The 17758-nt window shown below is 63.8% G+C and carries 17 protein-coding genes; 12 read left to right on the top strand and 5 right to left on the bottom strand.

Going from position 1 to position 17758, the window contains the following annotated elements; all coding sequences use genetic code 11:
* Positions 1 to 2: 2 nt before the first annotated feature.
* The 4 genes from GWL_RS18410 to GWL_RS18395 all read left to right on the top strand — a co-directional run bounded on the left by GWL_RS18410 (position 3) and on the right by GWL_RS18395 (position 4231).
* Entirely contained in the window at positions 3 to 1265 is a 1263-nt protein-coding gene (locus GWL_RS18410; RefSeq protein WP_237713600.1) for a class I adenylate-forming enzyme family protein, read from the top strand.
* The gene (locus tag GWL_RS18405; protein ID WP_008333053.1) at positions 1252 to 2016 is read left to right on the top strand and encodes an SDR family NAD(P)-dependent oxidoreductase; all 765 of its coding nucleotides are present in this window, start codon (positions 1252 to 1254) and stop codon (positions 2014 to 2016) included. The genes GWL_RS18410 and GWL_RS18405 overlap by 14 nt, the downstream gene beginning before the upstream one ends.
* Complete coding sequence (locus tag GWL_RS18400) at positions 2009 to 3079, top strand: 3-oxoacyl-ACP synthase III family protein (protein ID WP_008333052.1); 1071 nt, start codon at positions 2009 to 2011, stop codon at positions 3077 to 3079. Before GWL_RS18405 ends, GWL_RS18400 begins: the two co-directional genes overlap by 8 nt.
* Positions 3080 to 3187: 108 nt before the next feature.
* The gene (locus GWL_RS18395; protein ID WP_237713599.1) at positions 3188 to 4231 is read left to right on the top strand and encodes a class I SAM-dependent methyltransferase; all 1044 of its coding nucleotides are present in this window, start codon (positions 3188 to 3190) and stop codon (positions 4229 to 4231) included.
* Between the two features lie 34 nt (positions 4232 to 4265).
* On the opposite strand, the gene rfbG is transcribed toward GWL_RS18395, so the two are convergent.
* From rfbG to GWL_RS18380, 3 genes are all read right to left on the bottom strand, one after another.
* Positions 4266 to 5336: a CDP-glucose 4,6-dehydratase gene (gene rfbG / locus GWL_RS18390; protein ID WP_008333046.1), complete on the bottom strand. Its 1071-nt coding sequence runs from the start codon at positions 5334 to 5336 to the stop codon at positions 4266 to 4268.
* 444 nt (positions 5337 to 5780) lie between these two features.
* Positions 5781 to 6743, bottom strand: a complete 963-nt coding sequence (gene ttcA / locus GWL_RS18385) for a tRNA 2-thiocytidine(32) synthetase TtcA (protein ID WP_085943577.1) — start codon at positions 6741 to 6743, stop codon at positions 5781 to 5783.
* 202 nt (positions 6744 to 6945) lie between these two features.
* A complete protein-coding gene (locus GWL_RS18380; protein ID WP_034351412.1) occupies positions 6946 to 7881 on the bottom strand; it encodes a LysR family transcriptional regulator in 936 nt (311 codons plus the stop codon).
* A 264-nt stretch (positions 7882 to 8145) separates the two neighbouring features.
* On the opposite strand from GWL_RS18380, the gene GWL_RS18375 reads away from it, so the two are divergent.
* The 4 genes from GWL_RS18375 (at position 8146) to GWL_RS18360 (ending at position 12887) form a co-directional block, all read left to right on the top strand.
* A complete protein-coding gene (locus tag GWL_RS18375; protein WP_008333038.1) occupies positions 8146 to 9561 on the top strand; it encodes a M20 family metallopeptidase in 1416 nt (471 codons plus the stop codon).
* Positions 9562 to 9634: 73 nt separating this feature from the next.
* The gene (locus tag GWL_RS18370; RefSeq protein ID WP_008333036.1) at positions 9635 to 10951 is read left to right on the top strand and encodes an MFS transporter; all 1317 of its coding nucleotides are present in this window, start codon (positions 9635 to 9637) and stop codon (positions 10949 to 10951) included.
* Positions 10952 to 11071: 120 nt separating this feature from the next.
* Positions 11072 to 12262: an amino acid aminotransferase gene (locus tag GWL_RS18365; protein ID WP_008333034.1), complete on the top strand. Its 1191-nt coding sequence runs from the start codon at positions 11072 to 11074 to the stop codon at positions 12260 to 12262.
* On the top strand, positions 12255 to 12887 hold the full coding sequence (locus GWL_RS18360; RefSeq protein ID WP_008333023.1) for a YitT family protein: 633 nt from the start codon (positions 12255 to 12257) through the stop codon (positions 12885 to 12887). The genes GWL_RS18365 and GWL_RS18360 overlap by 8 nt, the downstream gene beginning before the upstream one ends.
* Before the next feature lie 218 nt (positions 12888 to 13105).
* On the opposite strand, the gene GWL_RS18355 is transcribed toward GWL_RS18360, so the two are convergent.
* Positions 13106 to 13495, bottom strand: coding sequence for a dihydroneopterin aldolase (locus GWL_RS18355; RefSeq protein WP_008333021.1), 390 nt, complete (start codon positions 13493 to 13495; stop codon positions 13106 to 13108).
* A gap of 18 nt (positions 13496 to 13513) precedes the next feature.
* A complete protein-coding gene (locus GWL_RS18350; RefSeq protein WP_008333019.1) occupies positions 13514 to 14281 on the bottom strand; it encodes an SDR family oxidoreductase in 768 nt (255 codons plus the stop codon).
* A 36-nt stretch (positions 14282 to 14317) separates the two neighbouring features.
* On the opposite strand from GWL_RS18350, the gene GWL_RS18345 reads away from it, so the two are divergent.
* From GWL_RS18345 to GWL_RS18330, 4 genes are read left to right on the top strand one after another with little or no spacing between them, the layout of a single operon-like run.
* Entirely contained in the window at positions 14318 to 15478 is a 1161-nt protein-coding gene (locus GWL_RS18345; protein ID WP_008333017.1) for a class I SAM-dependent methyltransferase, read from the top strand.
* Positions 15479 to 15488: 10 nt separating this feature from the next.
* A complete protein-coding gene (locus GWL_RS18340) occupies positions 15489 to 15683 on the top strand; it encodes a DUF2905 domain-containing protein (protein ID WP_008333015.1) in 195 nt (64 codons plus the stop codon).
* Between the two features lie 21 nt (positions 15684 to 15704).
* Positions 15705 to 16361 (top strand): response regulator, encoded by a 657-nt coding sequence (locus GWL_RS18335; RefSeq protein ID WP_008333012.1) that lies wholly within the window; start codon positions 15705 to 15707, stop codon positions 16359 to 16361.
* Positions 16358 to 17692 (top strand): ATP-binding protein, encoded by a 1335-nt coding sequence (locus GWL_RS18330; RefSeq protein WP_008333010.1) that lies wholly within the window; start codon positions 16358 to 16360, stop codon positions 17690 to 17692. The genes GWL_RS18335 and GWL_RS18330 overlap by 4 nt, the downstream gene beginning before the upstream one ends.
* Positions 17693 to 17758 lie beyond the last annotated feature (66 nt).

Genomic DNA, 17758 nt, shown 5'->3' with positions numbered 1-17758 from the left:
TCGTGGCGTCGTCCAGACTGCACTTTGCGCCAGCATTGGTCCTCCAGGATGACAGGGGCGAGTGTGCTCTGCAGGAACTGCTGGGCCTGGCCGAGCAGGCCGTACAGGCGCTGGGCGACACCGTCAGGCTGACGCTCGATGCCCGCAGTGCGCGCGCAGCTCTGGTGGGAGTGATCATGGCGCAGCTTGCGCCGCTGGATATCGCCCTGGCGCGCGAAGGCACGGTCGAGCAGTATGCCGGCCTGATGTCGCGCGAGCTGGCGCCGGGCGTGCCGGCCTGGATCGATCCTGAGCAGTCCGACGCGCAGCCCGGCTTGCGGCTGTTTACGTCCGGCACGACCGGACGCGCCAAGTCTGCGGTGTATTCGCTGCAACGGCTGCTGGCCGGCGTCCGTCATCATCCGCACGGCAGCCAGGCGGTCTGGCTGCTCAGCTATGAACCCGCATCCTTCGCCGGTCTGCAGGTGCTGTTGACGGCAGCCGTCAACGGCGCCCGTCTGCTGGCACCCGAACGCAGCATCCACGCACTTTGCAGCGCCCTGCAAAGTGGCGCCACCCACGTGAGCGCCACTCCTTCCTTCTGGCGCGCCCTGTTGGCGGCCTTGCCCGCCGATCCGACCTCCACGCTCAAGGTGATTACCCTGGGCGGCGAGGCTTGCTCACAGCCCCTGCTGGACGCGCTGAGCCAGCGATTCCCGCAGGCGAGCGTGCGACATATCTACGCCTCCACCGAGGCCGGCGTCGGCTTCACCGTTGCCGACGGCAAGGCCGGCTTTCCGGCACAGTGGCTGACCCATCCGGTGGAAGGGGTGCACTTGCGCATCCATGAAGGAGAACTGGAGATCCGCAGTGCGCGCGGCATGCTGGGCTATGCCGGCAGTACAGCGGCAGAGCTTGATGGCTGGCTGCGTACGGGGGATCTGGTGGAGCTGCAGGCCGATCGCGTGCAGTTCGTGGGCCGACGCGATTCGGTCGTCAATATCGGCGGGACCAAGGTCGTACCGGAGAAGGTGGAAGCCTTGCTGGAAGGCGTGGATGGGGTGGCCGACCTGTGCGTGATTGCGCATCCCAATCCCATTCTCGGCCATCTTCTGGTGGTTCAGGTGTGCGCCCGCGAGGGCAGTGATCCAGCCGTCGTGGAAGCGGCACTCAGGGCGCGTGCCGTGGAACTGCTGCCTGCGGTAGCCAGACCGGCGCGCTATCGATTCGTGGACAGTGTGGTCCTGGAGTCCGGAAAGAAAGGTAGAAAACATGTCTCCCAATGAGCAAGGACAGGATGTCCAACTGGTGCTGGTCACCGGTGCCAGCAAGGGCCTGGGCCTGGCGTTTGCCACCGCCCTGCTGGAAGCCGGATATGAGGTCGCTACCTGCGCGCGCAGCGAGGAACCGGGGGCCGGGCTTGACGCGCTGGCGAGCCGTTTCGGCGCGCGCCTCAGCTACAGTCGTCTGGACGTGGCCGATGCAGATGCGGTGCCCGTGTTCGTCAGGCAGGCTTGCACCCGGCACCAGGTCAAGAGCCCCTATGCCCTGATCAACAATGCCGGTGTGGCACGCGATGGCGTGCTGGCCACGCTGCCCAGTGTCGAAATCAGGAAGATGATCGACGTCAACCTGGTCGGCGCCATCGAGATGACGCGTGCGGTCGTGCAGCTGATGTTGCGTCATGGCGGAGCCGGTCGCATCATCAACATCAGTTCCATCATCGGCAGTCATGGCTATAACGGCCTCGGTCCGTATTCCGCGACCAAGGCCGGGCTCGATGGCTTCACCCGTTCGCTGGCGCGCGAAGTGGGCCGACGCGGCATCACGGTCAATTCGGTCGCGCCCGGCTACATGGAAACCGACATGTCCTCATCGCTGCAACCGGAGCGACGCCAGCAGATCGTGCGCAGAACCCCGCTGGGTCGCCTGGGCCGTGTCGATGACGTGGTGCCGATGGTGCGCTTCCTGCTCTCTCCCGAGGCGGCATTCATTACAGGGCAGGTCATCACCATCGATGGTGGCATCAATGCCTGATACCACATCCGCCCTGCACAGCCGTCTGGCCGGCATCCACCTGCGGGGCCTGGTGGCCGCCCTGCCAGCGCAGACCGAAGACGCCGACACGCTCACCCGTCAGTGGGGCTACGAGAATGCGCACAAGGTCGCCGCCGCCACCGGGATCCACACCCGCCACCTGGTCCCGCCCGGCATGACCGCCTGCGATCTTGGCGAGGCCGCGGCACGCAAGTTGCTGGAGGGCCTGCAGTGGCCGGCCGACAGTGTGGATCTGTTGATCGTGGTGACGCAGACCCCTGACTACCCGCTCCCCGGCAATGCGCCTTTGCTGCAGCATCGGCTGGGGTTGCGCAAGCATTGTGGCAGCCTGGATATCACCAGTGGCTGTTCCGGTTTCGTTGACGGCCTGTGGGTTGCGTCCAGTCTGCTGGCCAGCAGCAATGGCCGCCGTGCCCTGCTGGTGGTGGGGGATACCACTACCCAGTTCGTCCCGCCGCAGGATCACAATACCCGTCCCCTGTTCGGTGATGCCGTCTGCGCAATCGCGCTGGAGCGCGGCGACCAGGACAGCGGTTTCCTGGCCGTGGTGCCGGGGGTGGACGGCAGTGGCGCGCCCTATCTGACCGTGCGCGATGGCGCTGCGCGTCATCCGGTAGATGATGCCTGTTTCGGTCATCTGTTCATGGACGGTGCCCAGGTCTTCGCCTTCACCTTGCGCCAGGTCCCGAAAAATATCGCCGCGGCCATGGAGGTAGCCGGCTGGAACAACGCTGACGTCGATTACCTGCTGCTGCACCAGGCCAACGAAACCATGTTGCGGCATCTGGCCAACAAGGTCGGGTTCAGCGAGCAGCAGATGGTGCTGGCACTGGACGGCTTCGGCAATACCAGTTCGGCATCGATCCCGCTGGCGATCGCCTCGGCCCTGGCGGGCCCGGCAGTGCAGGCGACGGCGCCGCTCAATCTGCTCATGAGCGGCTTCGGTGTAGGCTGGCGCTGGGCCTCGGCTGCATGGCGGACAGCGCCGTTGCAGTATTGCGAGATCGTGGAAGTCGCCAGTCCGGCGGCTTCATCCTCCTGATCAGGAGCAGAAATGTCACTTCAGTGTCCCATTTGCGTCGGCAGCGCCTTTGATCCTGTCGGCCGCGTTCCTTTCATGCTGGGCAGCAAGATGCACGAGCATCAGATCATGGGATGCCGAACGTGCGGGCATGTCATGGTGGATCTGCGCGTCATCACCGAAGAACTGATCGCCGACCTGTATGCGCGCCCGCTGGACGAGCAGGTCTGGTCGACGGACGGCAGTTCACCTTACGAAGACATGGTGGCGTTTGCCGCCGATGCCCTGGAAACGGTCAGAAAAACTCAGCAATCCCCTCGCATTGCCGACTTCGGTTACGGGCGCGGGGAGGTGCTCAAGGCGCTGCATCAGCGCTTCGGCGTGCCGCGCGAACAACTGACGGGTTACGACTTTGCGCCATTGCCGCTGGATGGAATCTCTACGAGAACCTTGCGGCTGGATGTGCTGGATGAACATGCAGAGCAAGATGCGCAGTTCGACCTGGGATTCTGCAGCCATGTATTCGAGCACATCATCGACCCGCGTCGTCTCTTGCGCGGCTTGCGCAACCAGGCACGGCCTGGTGCCTATCTCTACCTCGAGACGCCCGACCACAGTTTGCTCAACGATGAGGTACTCAGCATGAGCAACCAGATCTGTCCGCAGCATCTTCATTATTTCACCGTGGACCGACTGGCGGCCCTGGCGCGTTCCTGTGGCTGGACCGTCATGCGTGAAGAGGTCAGCCTGTTCGGGTTTGTGCCCCGAGCCCGTCTGCTGCTGCATCGGGAGGGCGGCAGAGATGCCATCGGCTGTACCCGACGCTTCCTGACGTTCAGGGCAGACCTGAATGCCCGCCTGAGCCAGACCTTGTTGCGGCTCAGCGAGAGCGGGCCGGTGGCAGCCTGGGGAGCGGGTACCGATCTGCTGCTGGCCACGGCTGGCGATACCGTGCTCGCCGAGCGGGTAGGAGCCGGAAGGATCATCCCCCATGATCGCGAACGCGCCGGCGAACGCCTGGCGGGTGCCTTGATACAGAGTTCGGATTTGCTCAGCGCAGCTTCCATGCCGGTGGTCATTACCCCAAGACCGGCGCTGACCCGGCTCAACATGATGAAAATCGCCGGCAAGTCGGGTTTTGCTGCGCGCGTCGTCGACCCTTATCTGTCCTGAGGATGCGCCCGCCGGGCAGGGGAGGCTGAGGCGACTAAGTCAGGCTCTGGTAGAAGGCGATCTGGTTCTCGCTCAGGGTGCGCAGGTCTTCGTTGTTGAGATAGCCGGCATACCACTGCGCGGTCAGCTCAAGAGCGGTATAGAGTTCCATGCGCGGGATCCAGTCCAGGCGCTGGCGGGCCTTGGAAATGTCGAGGCGCAGCACGGCTTCCTGCGGCTCTTCCTCCGGTTCCAGCCGCACTTCGATCGGTTCCACATCGTTCTTCTGCAGCGAGTGGTTGAAGGTGGCGCAGATCTGGGCCACGGTCTGCAGGTCGGTTTCGGCCGGTCCGAAATTCCAGGCTTCGGCATAGGCGCTGCCGTGCTCGTAGAGCAGCTTGCCAATCTGCAGATAACCCGACAGCGGCTCCAGCACGAATTGCCAGGGACGTACCGCGCGCGGTTGGCGGATGATGACCGGCTCCTGGCTTTCCAGCGCGCGGATGAAATCGGGGACCAGCCGCTCCGGCGAGAAATCGCCCCCACCGATGACATTGCCGGTGCGCACCGTGGCCACGCCGACCTGGCTGCCCTTCTCGGGCGAGAAGTAGGAGCGGCGATAGGCCGAGGTCACCAGTTCGGCCGCTCCCTTGCTGCTGCTGAAGGGGTCACGTCCGCCCATGGGATCATCTTCGCGGTATCCCCACAGCCATTCGCGGTTTTCGTAGCACTTGTTGCTGGTGGCGATCACGACGGCGCGCACGCTGGGCGTCAAACGCACAGCCTCCAGCAGATGGGCCGTGCCCATCATGTTGGTGGCGAAGGTATCCAGCGGATTGAGGAACGCCTGGCTGATCTGCGGTTGTCCGGCCAGATGGAATACCACATCGGGTTGCACGGCCGCCAGCGTGTCGGCCAGATGCTTGGGGTCGCGCACGTCGCCGGTAGTGGTCTGCACGCAGTTCTGCAGACGCGCCAGATGGAACAGGCTGGGATTGGTCGGCGCCGGCAACGCGTAACCGCTCACCCGGGCTCCCATGAGGTGCAGCCACAGGGTCAGCCAGCTTCCCTTGAAGCCGGTATGACCGGTGATGAAAACGCGCTTGTCGCGCCAAAAGTTAGCCATCAGGCAGCCTCTTACACGTATGGCAGAGAGTCGTTCGGGGTGCAGAGGCATGACGGCGGCAAGCCGTTCAATGACGCGGATGGCGATACCACGCAGTCCGGCCGTGACACTGGCCGGGACCACGTTTCCCTGCGAAACCACGACTGCATGGTTATGTTTTTTCTTTCCCTGGCAATGCAGCCTCGCGGCTCGGCATTGCGATGGGACAGATTAGAACATGCGTGTTTTGGCCTTCAAGCGCGGAAGAGGAGGGTATTTGATGCCCAATCCCCGACTATAGCCGGACGACAACAAAAATTTACTTTTGCATCATCTCCCGGGAATCGGCGATGGGCGCGAAAGCCGCGCCGCAGGGGGATTTCGCCCGGATGAGGTGGAACGCAGTGTCTCGTCGGACTAAGTTTTTTTGCGAGACGCCGCGATGAGCCGAAGCGTCTCGCCGGCTCACACCAGGTTGATGACAGACTGGCCCTGGTCCAGTTTGTCGTCACGGTCGAAGAGGGTGTCGCCCTGTGCCTCTTTGCCTGCACCGGCGGTGAAGTTCGTGAAATCGAACAGGCTGCGGTCCAGCATGTGCGAGGGCGTGATGTTGGCCATGGCGGTAAACATGCTCTTGATCCACAGGGGATTGGTCTTCTCCCACTGGTTCAGCATCTCGCGCATGGCCTGGCGCTGCAGGTTGGGCTGTGAGCCGCACAGGTTGCAGGGGATGATGGGAAACTCCATGGCCGCCGCATATTTCTTGATGTCGGGCTCGCGCACGTAGGCCAGCGGGCGGATCACCACGTTCTCGCCGTCATCGGCAATCAGCTTGGGCGGCATGGTCTTGATCTTGCCGCCGTAGAACATGTTGAGCATGAAGGTGTGCAGGATGTCATCGCGGTGATGGCCCAGTGCGATCTTGGTCGCGCCCAGTTCCTTGGCCACGCGGTACAGGATGCCGCGACGCAGGCGTGAGCAGAGCGAGCAGGTGGTCTTGCCGGGGGCGATCTTTTCCTTGACGATGCTGTAGGTGTCTTCCTCGACGATGCGATAACGCACGCCGATGCGTTCGAAGTATTCCGGCAGGATGTGCTCGGGGAAGCCCGGTTGCTTCTGGTCCAGGTTGACCGCGATGATCTCGAACTTCACCGGTGCTACCGTCTGCAGGTAGCGCAGCGTATCGAGCATGGTGTAGCTGTCGGCACCGCCCGACATGCAGGCCATGATGACGTCGCCGTCGCGGATCATGTCGAAGTCGGCGATGGCACGACCGGTCAGGCGGCGGATGTTCTTTTCCAGCAGCTCGAAGCGGCGCGAACCGCGCGCGGTCACTTCGGGCTGGCCGCGTTCTTCCTGCTCCTGTGCGGAGGAGGCATCGAGGTCGGCGAGGTCGGACAGTTGCACTGCAGCGGCAATGTCGTTCATGGGATATTCCTTCAATCGGTAGGCTGTTGCTGCCGGACGAGCAATGTTGCCGCTCATCCATGTCCGTAGGGGATAGGGGCGGAAGGCTGCGTGCGGGCGGAGGACCGGCATTTTCTCATGCAGCGCCGGATCCCGCCATTTCTGCGTGGCTTGCTGCGCGGCAAGCGTCGCATGGATGCCTCATATCGCTGCTGGGTCCGGCTCATTTGTCGGCTTGCAGCCCGCCCAGTTCGTGGCGGGTACGGATCTGCCGGATCGCCGCCACCAGGAAGTCGATGAAGGCCGCTACCGCCGGCGGCAGCTTGCGTCCAGCCATGGTCTGGACCTGCAGGGTGCGCTGATGCAGTTCGCTCTCGGCCATGGGCACCAGGGCCATGCCGTCTTCCTCGGCGCGTTCCTGTACGGTGAGGAAGCCGCCCAGCGCCACGGTGTCGGGCGAGCGGGCGGTGAAGCGGTAGACCGCGCCCAGCGAGTGGCTGGTGAAGACGGGCGCGAACAGCAACCCGCGCATGCCGCAGGCAATGTCGAACAGCTGGCGTACCGTGGAGCCCTGTTCCGGCAAGGCCAGCGGGTAGGGTGAAAGATCGTTCAGGGCGAGCAGCGTGCGCGCGGCCAGCGGATGGTCGCGTCGCATCAATGCGAAGATTGGTCCCGATTCGCGGTAGGCGATGTTCAGACCTTCCACCGGCCCCAGGCTGTAGGTGACCGAGATATCGGCCTCGCCATCGATGACCATCTGCGAGGCCTTGGCCGCACCCACCACGTTGAGCTTGAACTGCATGCCCGGATATTGTTCGCGAAAGTGCGCCATCACGTTGGGCAGCAGGTCCCAGGCAAAGCCTTCCGAGCAGGCCAGCGTGACCACGCTCTGGCCCACGGCATGCAGGCCCTTGACCTCGGCCATGACCTGCTCCACCTCCAGCAGGTTGCGCCGCGCGAAGGCCATCAGCACTTCGCCCGCCGGCGTGAGCACCATCCCGCGCGCGCGGCGCTCGAAGAGGGGCACGCCGGTTTCTTCTTCCATCTTGGCGATCTGGCGGCTCACCGCCGAGACCGCCACATGCAGCCGTTCGGCGGCGGCGGTCAGTGAGCCAGTGCGACCAACCTGATAGAAATAGCGCAGAGCGGTACTTTGCATGGCAGAAATAGCTTTCTGAATTTGGCAAGGTGAAGAGAAAATCATTGCAAAGCTGCGCAAGACCATCATGGTGCGCAACAACAATGGTGCACAAAATGATCCGCATACTACTGTATTCGTGCACGCTTCTTGGGCTGAAACGCCGTATACAACACAATAAATTATTTTGCCAATTTGAGAAAGAATCGTTTTAAAAATTGACATTGTTGGAAACCATGGTGGCTTCTAGAATCGTCTCCAATGACAGTTCACCTGGAGTCCTTCATGTCCCGCAGCAGCGCCCTTCGCCTGGCCACCGAGTATTTCGATTCGGGCCGTTTCCAGCGTGATCTGCAACGTCGCATTGCACTGCCAACCGAAAGCCAGAACCCGGCGCGCGCCGACGAGCTGGCCACCTACCTGTGTGAAGAGATCGCACCGGCGCTGGCCGCGTTGGGTTTCGAGACGCGGCAGATCGTCAATCCGGTCGAGGGCGCGCCGCCCCTGCTGCTGGCACGCCGTATCGAATCAGTCGAGGCGGTGACGGTGCTCATGTACGGCCACGGCGATGTGGTCAACGGCCAGGAAGGCCGCTGGCAGCAGGATCGCTCCCCCTGGCAGCTGAGTCCGGACGGCGAGCGCTGGTACGGGCGCGGGACGGCTGACAACAAGGGCCAGCACAGCATCAACCTGGGCGCGCTGGCCGCAGCCATCCCGGCCGCCGATGGCAAGCTGGGCTGCAACCTGAAAATGATTTTCGAAATGGGCGAGGAATTGGGCTCGCCCGGTCTCTACGAGGCCTGCCGCGATCATGCCGATTATCTGGAGGCCGATCTGTTCCTGGCCTCGGATGGCCCGCGCCTGGCCGCGTCCAGTCCGACGCTGTTTCTCGGTTCGCGCGGGGCGCTGCAATTCAAGCTGGTGCTCGATACCGGCAATGGCGCGCACCACGCCGGCAACTGGGGCGGGGTGCTGCGCAATCCGGCCACCGTCCTGGCCAATGCGGCCGCCTCGCTGGTGGATGGGCGCGGCGTGATCCGGGTGCCGGGTCTGCGTCCGCGCAATGTGAGCGAGCGCGTGCGCTCGCTGGTGCGCGATTTTGCGGTGGGCAGCGATGCTGGTGATCCGGTGCTCGATGCGCACTGGGGGGAGCCGGGCCTGAGCGCCGGTGAACGCCTGTTTGCCTGGAATACGCTGGAGCTGATTGCCTTCGAGGCCGGCAATGCGCAGCGCCCGGTGGGGGCGATTCCGGCGCGGGCACAGGCGGTGTTCCAGCTGCGCTTCGTGGTCGGCACCGTCTGGGAAGACGTCCAGCAGAGCCTGCGCCGCCATCTCGATGAACACGGCTATGCCGATGTACAGATCGAGATCCAGGCCGCTGCACCCGCCACGCGGCTCGATCCGGACGATGCCTGGGTGCGCCTGGCCACCGGCTCCCTGCAGGAAACCTGTGGCAAGCCCGTGACCATCCTGCCCAACCTGGGCGGCACCATCCCCAATCACTGCTTCTCGGAAGCGCTGGGCCTGCCCACGCTGTGGATGCCGCACTCCTATCCCTCCTGCTCGCAGCATGCGCCTGACGAACACCTGCTCGCTCCGGTGGCGCGCGAAGGCCTGCAACTGATGGCGGGCCTGTTGTGGGATATCGGCCAGCAGGGACGGCAGGTGCGCCAGCAGCGGGCGCAGTCTGCGGCTGCCTGAATCCCTCCCTTTTTCATTTTTCATTTTCGCGAACGCAAGCCAGCGCAGTCCATCTTCCAACGGGAACACGACCATGAACGCAGCGTCACCCTCGGCAACACCGGAAATTTCTCCAGCAGCAGAAGCGTCCCCCGCGCCGATGTCGGCCGCGCGCACGCGGCGACTGATCGTCGCCTCCTCCATCGGCAATGCGCTGGAGTGGTTCGATTTCGTGGCCTACGGCTTCTTTGCGGTGACCATCTCCAAACTCTTCTTTCCCACCGGGGACGATACGGTCTCGCTGCTGGTGACCTTTGCCACCTTCGGCCTGTCCTACCTGTTCCGTCCGCTGGGTGCGATCCTGCTGGGCTGGTATGGCGACAAGGTCGGCCGCAAGCCGGCGCTGCTGGTGTCTCTCTCGATGACGGTGGTCGGTACCCTCATCTGCACCGTCATCCCGACCTACCAAAGCATCGGCGTGGCTGCGCCCATCGGCATCCTGGTGGCGCGCATCCTGCTGGCGCTGTCGGCCGGCGGCGAGTTCGGCTCGGCCACTGCTCTGCTCACCGAGACCGGCTCCAAGCGCCGCGCCTTCATGGCCAGCTGGCAATTCTCCAGTCAGGGCGCCGCCGCGCTGATGGCGGCACTGGCCGGGTTCTTGTTGAATCAGTGGCTCACGCCCGAGCAGATCGCCGCCTGGGGCTGGCGTCTGCCGTTCGCCTTCGGCCTGCTGATCGCGCCGGTGGGTTTGTACATCCGCCGTCATATCGATGAAGTGCCGATGGCGAAGAAGGTGCAAGTGGCTGGCGAGGACGATGCCAGCTGGGACCTGCAGCTCACGCGGGTGCTGGTGACCATGGGCATTCTCTCGGTCTCTACCGCCGCCACCTACCTGATGCTGCTGTACATGCCCACCTTTGCCATCAAGCAACTGCATCTGCCGCAATCGACTGCCTTTGCCGCTGCCGCCGTGACCGGTGCCATCCTGATGATTGGCGCACCCTTCATGGGCATGCTGGCTGACCGCGTGGGCCGGACCCGCATCATGGTGGTGTCCACGGTGCTGACGCTGGCCACCATCTACGCATCGTTCGTCTGGGTGATCGCCGTGCCGACGGTGTGGGTGATGATGGCCATCATGATCTGGGCCGGCATCCTCAAGGCGGTGTATTTCGGCTCGCTGGGCGTGGTGCTGTCCTCGATCTTCCCGCCGGCCACGCGGGTGCGCGGCATGGGGATCAGCTATAGCCTGGGGGCCACCATTTTCGGCGGCTTCACCCCCTTCATGGTGACCTGGCTGGTGGGCAGGACCGGCAACCCGGTCTCGCCCAGCTATTACCTGATGATTTGCGCGGCCATCAGCCTGGTGTGCGTGAGCATTTATCACTTCCGCCTGAAAAAATACCTGTGAAAAAACGCACAGGTGGCACACGGCACGGGAATTTTTTCCCGTGCCGCGCTACCATGGCGGTCTTGCCGGACAAGTTCAACGCTGCCGGCACCGGCGTTTTCCCACATTGACGAGGTCCTCATGTTTTCGCATCTCCCGCCGTATGCCGGCGATCCCATCCTGAGCCTGATGGAACAATTCCAGCGCGACGAGCGCAGCAACAAGGTCAACCTGAGCATCGGCATCTACACCGATGGCCGTGGCGTGGTGCCGGTGCTGCCCTCCGTGCGCACCGCTTCGGCTGCGGTGGCCGAGATCGGCGCACCCTACGTCTATCTGCCCATGGAAGGTCATGCCGCCTATCGTCAGGCCGTGGCCAAACTGCTCTTCGGTGCTGATCTGCCGTCCTCCGAGCACCTGGCCATCGTCCAGACCCTGGGCGGGTCGGGGGCACTCAAGGTCGGTGCCGACCTGATCGCGCGCTTCTTCCCGCAGCCCACCATCTGGCTGCCGGACCCGACCTGGGACAACCACGTCGGCATCTTCGAAGGTGCGGGCTTCAAGACCGAGCGTTATCCCTACTACGATGCCCAGACCAAGGGCCTCAATTTCAACGGCATGCTGGACAAGCTGCAAAGCCTGCCCAAGGGCGCCGTGGTACTGCTGCACCCGTGCTGCCACAACCCGACCGGCGTCGACCCGACCCGCGCGCAGTGGGAGCAGATCATCGCCGTGGTCGAGCAGCGCGGCCTGCTGCCCTTCTTCGACCTGGCCTATCAGGGCTTTGCCGAGAGCCTGGACGAGGACATCTGGCCGGTGCGTGAAGCGGTGCGTCGCCAGATTCCCTTCTTCCTGTCGAACTCCTTCTCCAAGATCTTCTCGCTCTACAGCGAGCGCATCGGTGCCTTGTCGGTGTTCTGCCCGCAAGCGGGTCAGGCCGCCAACGTGCTGGGCCAGCTCAAGCTGACCGTGCGCCGCAACTACTCCAGCCCTGCACGCAATGGTGCGCTGCTGGTGGCGCATGTGCTGAACGACGACAAGCTGGCCGCGCAATGGCGTGCCGAAGTCGAAGAGATGCGCGTGCGCGTGCGTGACATGCGCGTCAAGCTGGCCTCGCAATTGAAGAGCGCGGTGCCGGACCAGGACTTCTCCTTCCTGCTGCGCCAGAATGGCATGTTCGGCTACACCGGCCTGACCTCGGCCCAGGTGGACCGCCTGCGTGACGAGTTCGGCGTCTACGCCGTGGGCACCGGCCGCATCTGCGTGGCGGGCTTGAACGACAGCAACGTTGCACGCGTGGCCGAGACCATGGCCGAGGTGCTGCGTGGCTGAAGTGGCAAGCAAGGCCGCCGTTTCTGCGGCCGACCTGCGCCACAAGAGTTATGAGGACGTGCTGGCCCTGGTGGCCGGTACGCTCTTTGTCTCGCTGGCGGTGAACATGTACAGCCAGGTAGGCCTGTTGACCGGCAGCACTGCCGGCCTGGCCTTCCTGACGCATTACCTGACGGGGCTGCCCTTTGGCGTGGTGTTCTTCACCATCAACATCCCGTTCTACTATTTCGCGTTTCGCCGCATGGGCTTGCGCTTCACCGGCAAGACCTTCTGTGCGGTGGCGCTGGTGTCGGGCTTTTCGCTGATGCACCCGCATTTCATCGGCTATGCCAAGCTGGACCTGTTTTACAGCGCGGTGCTGGGTGGACTGCTGATGGGTGTGGGTTTCGTGATGCTGTTCCGCCATGGTGCCAGCCTGGGTGGCATCAATGTGGTGACGCTGTTCCTGCAGGACCGCTACGGCCTGCGCGCGGGCAAGCTGCAGATGGGCGTGGATGTGGTGATCGTTCTGTGTTCGCTGTTCGTGGTGACGCCGCGCGTGCTGCTGGCGTCCATCCTCGGGGCGGTGACGGCCAATCTGGTGATTGCCTTGAATCACCGGGCGGGCAGGTATATGGGAATGTAAGAAGGGAAGGCGGGATCGCCTTGCCGGAATGAATGCCGTTCAGTGCAGACTGGACGGCATTTTTTTTGATGGTCGGGGCTCTGCTGCGCTACTGCTTTCCGTTCGGACTGAGTAGATCCGAAGGATCGTATCGAAGGCGAATGGACTCATCTGACAGCGGCGCGCCTTCGATACGCTTCGCTACTCAGTCCGAACGGCCATCTGGATGCGACCTTGATTCAAGCCTTGATCCGGAAAGTCTCCACCCCCACCGAATCACAATCCGGATACACATCCGGCTTCTCGGTCGACACCCGCACTGCGCGCACCTTGGGGTGGGCCAGCATGGCGGTCATGACGTCGTCGCACAGGGTTTCCTGCAGATGGATGTGGCCGCGCGCCATGCGCTCGGCGATGGTGGAGCGGATGAAGTCGTAGTCCACCACTTCGTCCAGGTGGTCGGCGGTCGGGGTGGTCTCGGCCAGCGGGACGTAGAGGTCGACGTTGATCAGGATGCGCTGCTCACCCTTCTTTTCGAACTCGTGCACGCCGATGTTGATGAACACCTCGTAGTTGCGCAGGAACAGGCGGCGGCAATCTTGCAGGGAAGGATGGGAGAGAAAGAGCATGATCAGAAAAAATTAAGGTTATTTCGCCACGAACATGACGTCGCGCGAAAGGGGAAGCAAATGCTGGCCGCCATCGACCAGCAGGGTGGTGCCCGTGACGGCCCGCGCCGAAGCGACGTAGCAGACCGCAGCGGCAATGTCCTCGGGCGTGCTGCCACGGCCCAGTGGGGTGACCGTGTGCGCCTTGTCGAACTGCTCCTCGGTCTGGTCGCCCGAGACCATGGTCAGCCCGGGGGCCACGCCGACCACCCGCACCTTGGGCGCCAGTGCCTGTGCCAGCAGCGTGGTAGCGCTGTGCAGGGCGGCCTTGGAGAGGGTGTAGGACAGGAAGTCGGGATTGGGATTGTACAGTTTCTGGTCCAGCAGGTTGATCACCACGGCCTGCTGCCCCTCCGGCGTAGCCTCGAACAAGGCCTGTGCCAGCAGCACGGGAGCGCCGACGTTGGCGCTCATGTGGCGCAGCAGGCGGTCGTTGCCGAAGCTGGCGGCGTCATCGTAATCGAACAGCGAGGCGTTGTTGACCACGCAGGTGATGCGTCCCAGCGGCGCGGCCTGGGGCAGCAGGGAGCGCACCTGGGCTTCGTCGCCCAGCTCGCTCTGCACCGCCAGGGCGCGCCGGCCCAGGGCTTCGATCTCGCGCACCAGCGTGTCGGCTTCCTCGCGCGAACGGTTGTAGTGGACCGCCACGTCCCAGCCAGCGTGCGCCAGGGCCAGGGCGATGTGACGGCCGATACGGCGTGCTGCGCCGGTGACCAGCGCAACGCCTGCAGAAGAGGATGAAGTCATGTTCCCGGTTTCCAATAGTCCAATACAATACGGCCCATGCAACTGCAACTACCCGACCCCGGCGCTGACGCACAGTCCGCCTCGCAGACCCTCCAGCACCTGATTGCGGACGAGATCGCCGCAGCCGGCGGCTGGATCTCCTTCGAACGTTACATGGAACTGGCCCTGTATGCGCCGCAGGTCGGCTATTACAGCGGGGGTTCTTCCAAACTGGGCAAGGAAGGGGATTTTACAACCGCCCCGGAAATCTCGCCCTTGTACGGCGCGACCCTGGCCCATCTGGCTGCCGAAGTGATCGCATCCAGTCCGCAGGTGGCCAATGTGCTGCTGGAATTCGGTGCCGGCACCGGCAAGCTGGCGCGCGACATCCTCACCGAATTGCAGACGCGCGGCGCCCTGCCGGAGAAATATTTCATCGTGGAAATCTCGGCCCAGTTGCGCGCCCGCCAGCAGGAAGCCCTGGCCGCCTTCGCACCGCTGGTCGAGTGGCTCGATGCTCTGCCGACAACGTTCTCGGGCGTAGTGATCGGCAACGAAGTGCTCGATGCCATGCCGGTGCGGCTGGTCGTCAAGGCCGAGGAGGGCTGGCAGGAACGTGGCGTCACGGTCGATGCCACCGGCCGCCTGCAGTTCTCGGACCGCGCCGCGAGCGATCTGCCGGTGGCGCAGATTCCTGATGCCGACGCATTGCCGACCGGCTATCTCACCGAACTGTCGCCAGTGGCCATCGGCTTCATGCGTACGCTGGGCCGCATGCTGAGCAGCGGTCCCGGCGCGCTGGCGATCCTTCCGGATTACGGATTCCCCGCCGCAGAATATTATCTGCATGATCGCGACCAGGGCACGCTGATGTGCCACTATCGCCATCACGCCCACACCGATCCCTTCTACTGGCCGGGCTTGCAGGACATCACCGCGCACGTGGATTTCACGGCCATGGCGGTGGCCGCCGTAGAAGAGGGGGCTGAAGTGCTGGCCTACACCAGCCAGGGTGCCTTCCTGCTCAATGCCGGCATCGGTGAGCTGCTGCTGCGTACTTCGCCCGAGGACAGCCTGCGTTATCTGCCGCTGGCCAACGGCATGCAGAAACTGATTTCCCCGGCCGAGATGGGCGAGCTCTTCAAGGTGCTGGCCGTCGGCAAGAACGTTGAGTGGCCCACGCGCATGTTGCGCCATGACCGCACTCATCGCCTGTGAGGAGCCACGCATGATTCGCTGGATCGTCGTCATCTTTCTTTCGGTCATCGTGTTCTCGACCTTGCTGCCCTGGCTGGAAAAGCTGGGCATCGGGCGCTTGCCGGGGGACTTGCGTTTCCGTTTGTTCGGCCGCATCTTTTCGCTGCCCTTCGCCTCGACCATCCTCATTTCCATGGTGGTGTTCCTGCTGGCGAAGATTCTCTGAGTCCGATCAGGAGTTGTAGACATGCGCGTATTGCTGGTGGAAGACGATCCCATGGTGGGTGAGGCCGTGCGCAAGGGTTTGCGCCAGGATGGCTTCACCATCGACTGGGTGCAGGATGGCAAGTCGGCCGACGTCGCCCTGCGCGCCGAGGACTACGCCATGTTGCTGCTGGATCTGGGCCTGCCGCAAAAGGATGGCCTGGCCGTGCTGCGCACCCTGCGCGAACGGGGCAGCGTCATTCCCGTCCTCATCACCACGGCCCGCGATGCGGTGGCCGACCGCGTGGCCGGACTCGATGCCGGTGCCGACGATTACCTCATCAAGCCCTTCGACCTGGAAGAACTCTCGGCCCGCATGCGCGCCCTCTCGCGCCGCCAGGCCGGACGCGCCGAAAGCCTGGTGCAGGTGCGCGAGGTGGTCTTGAATCCGGCCACCCATGAAGTGACCGTGAGCGGCAAGCCGGTCAACCTGTCGGCGCGCGAATTCACCCTCCTGCATGCCTTCATGGACCGGCCCGGTGTGGTGCTCTCGCGCGCCCAGCTGGAAGAAAAACTCTACGGCTGGGATGACAGCATCGAGAGCAATGCCGTCGAAGTCCACATTCATGCGCTGCGCAAGAAGGTCGGCAGCGACTTCATCAAGAACGTGCGCGGCGTGGGCTACCTGGTGCCGGCATGAAATCGATCCGCAACAAGCTGTTGCTGTGGCTGGGCTTGGGACTGTTTTCCATCATCGTGATGGCCGGGGTGGCGCTGTACTTCCAGGCGCGCGGCGAAGCCAATCAGATCTTCGATTATCAGATGCGTCAGATCGCGGCCTCGCTGCCGCGCCAGGCATTTTCTCCCATCTCTCCCGGCCAGCAATTCCCCGAGCTGGAAGACGAGATCATGATGCAGATCTGGGACAGTCGCGGCGCAGTCATCTATCACTCCCATGCGCGCGGTGCCATGCCGCGCCAGGCCGAACTGGGCTTTGCCAATGTGCGCGGACCCAATGGCATGTGGCGTGTCTACAGCGCCCAGATCGGCAGTACCGTGGTGCAGGTGGCCCAGCCGCAGAGTGCGCGCGACGAGATCGCGGCGCAGATGGCGGTCAAGACGGTGGTGCCCTTGCTGTTGTTGTTCCCGCTGATCGGTGTGCTGTCGTGGGTGGCGGTGAGCCGGGGGCTGGCGCCGGTGCGCAAGGCCGCCGCCGAAGTGGCGGCGCGCGACATGAATTCGCTGCAACCCTTGTCGGACGTGGGCATGCCCCAGGAGATACAGCCGCTCACGCATGCCTTGAATGATCTGCTCACGCGCCTCAAGCACGCCACCGAAACGCAGCGCGCCTTCGTCGCCGACGCCGCCCATGAATTGCGCACGCCGCTGACGGCCCTGCGTCTGCAGGCCCAACTGGCCGAGCGCGCCACCGATGAACAGGAGCGACGCGCAGCCTTCGACGACCTGAAGAACGGATTGGAGCGCGCCACTCATCTGGTGCACCAGCTGCTCACGCTGGCGCGCCAGGAGCCGGATGCCATGGGTTTTGCCGAGGTCGACCTGCGCGCACTGCTGGGCAGCGTGGTGGGGGACCTGTCCACGGTAGCCGAGCATGGTGGCATCGATCTGGGTCTGTCGGAACAGGGTGATGATGGTCGTGCGCTGCGGGTACAGGGCAACGCCGACGCCCTGCGCATTCTCTTCAACAATCTGGTGGACAATGCCTTGCGCTACACCCCGACGGGAGGTGTGGTCGATGTCGGCTTCGAGTTTGGCGCGGCCGACCAGTGCACGGTGGTGATCCAGGACAGCGGGCCGGGGATCGCAGAGAGCGAACTGCCGCGCGTGTTCGACCGCTTCTATCGGGCAAGGCGTAGCCAGGAGCAGACCAGCGCGCGGGGTGCTTTCGGTAGCGGGCTGGGGCTGGCCATCGTGCGCCAGATTGCCGATCTGCACCGCTTGCCGGTGGACTTGCGCAATACCGGGCATGGCCTGCAGGCCCGGGTGGTGTTCACGCTGCTGAAGTCCTGAGGGGATGGCAGCCGGCGAGCATTAAGCGCAGATGAATGCTGCTTTTTTCAGCCTTAAGTTTCTCTT

The sequence above is a fragment of the Herbaspirillum sp. GW103 genome (genome assembly GCF_000261365.1).
In the GTDB taxonomy this organism is placed as follows: Bacteria; Pseudomonadota; Gammaproteobacteria; order Burkholderiales; family Burkholderiaceae_D; genus Herbaspirillum.
This window is presented reverse-complemented; position numbering and strand designations above follow the sequence as displayed.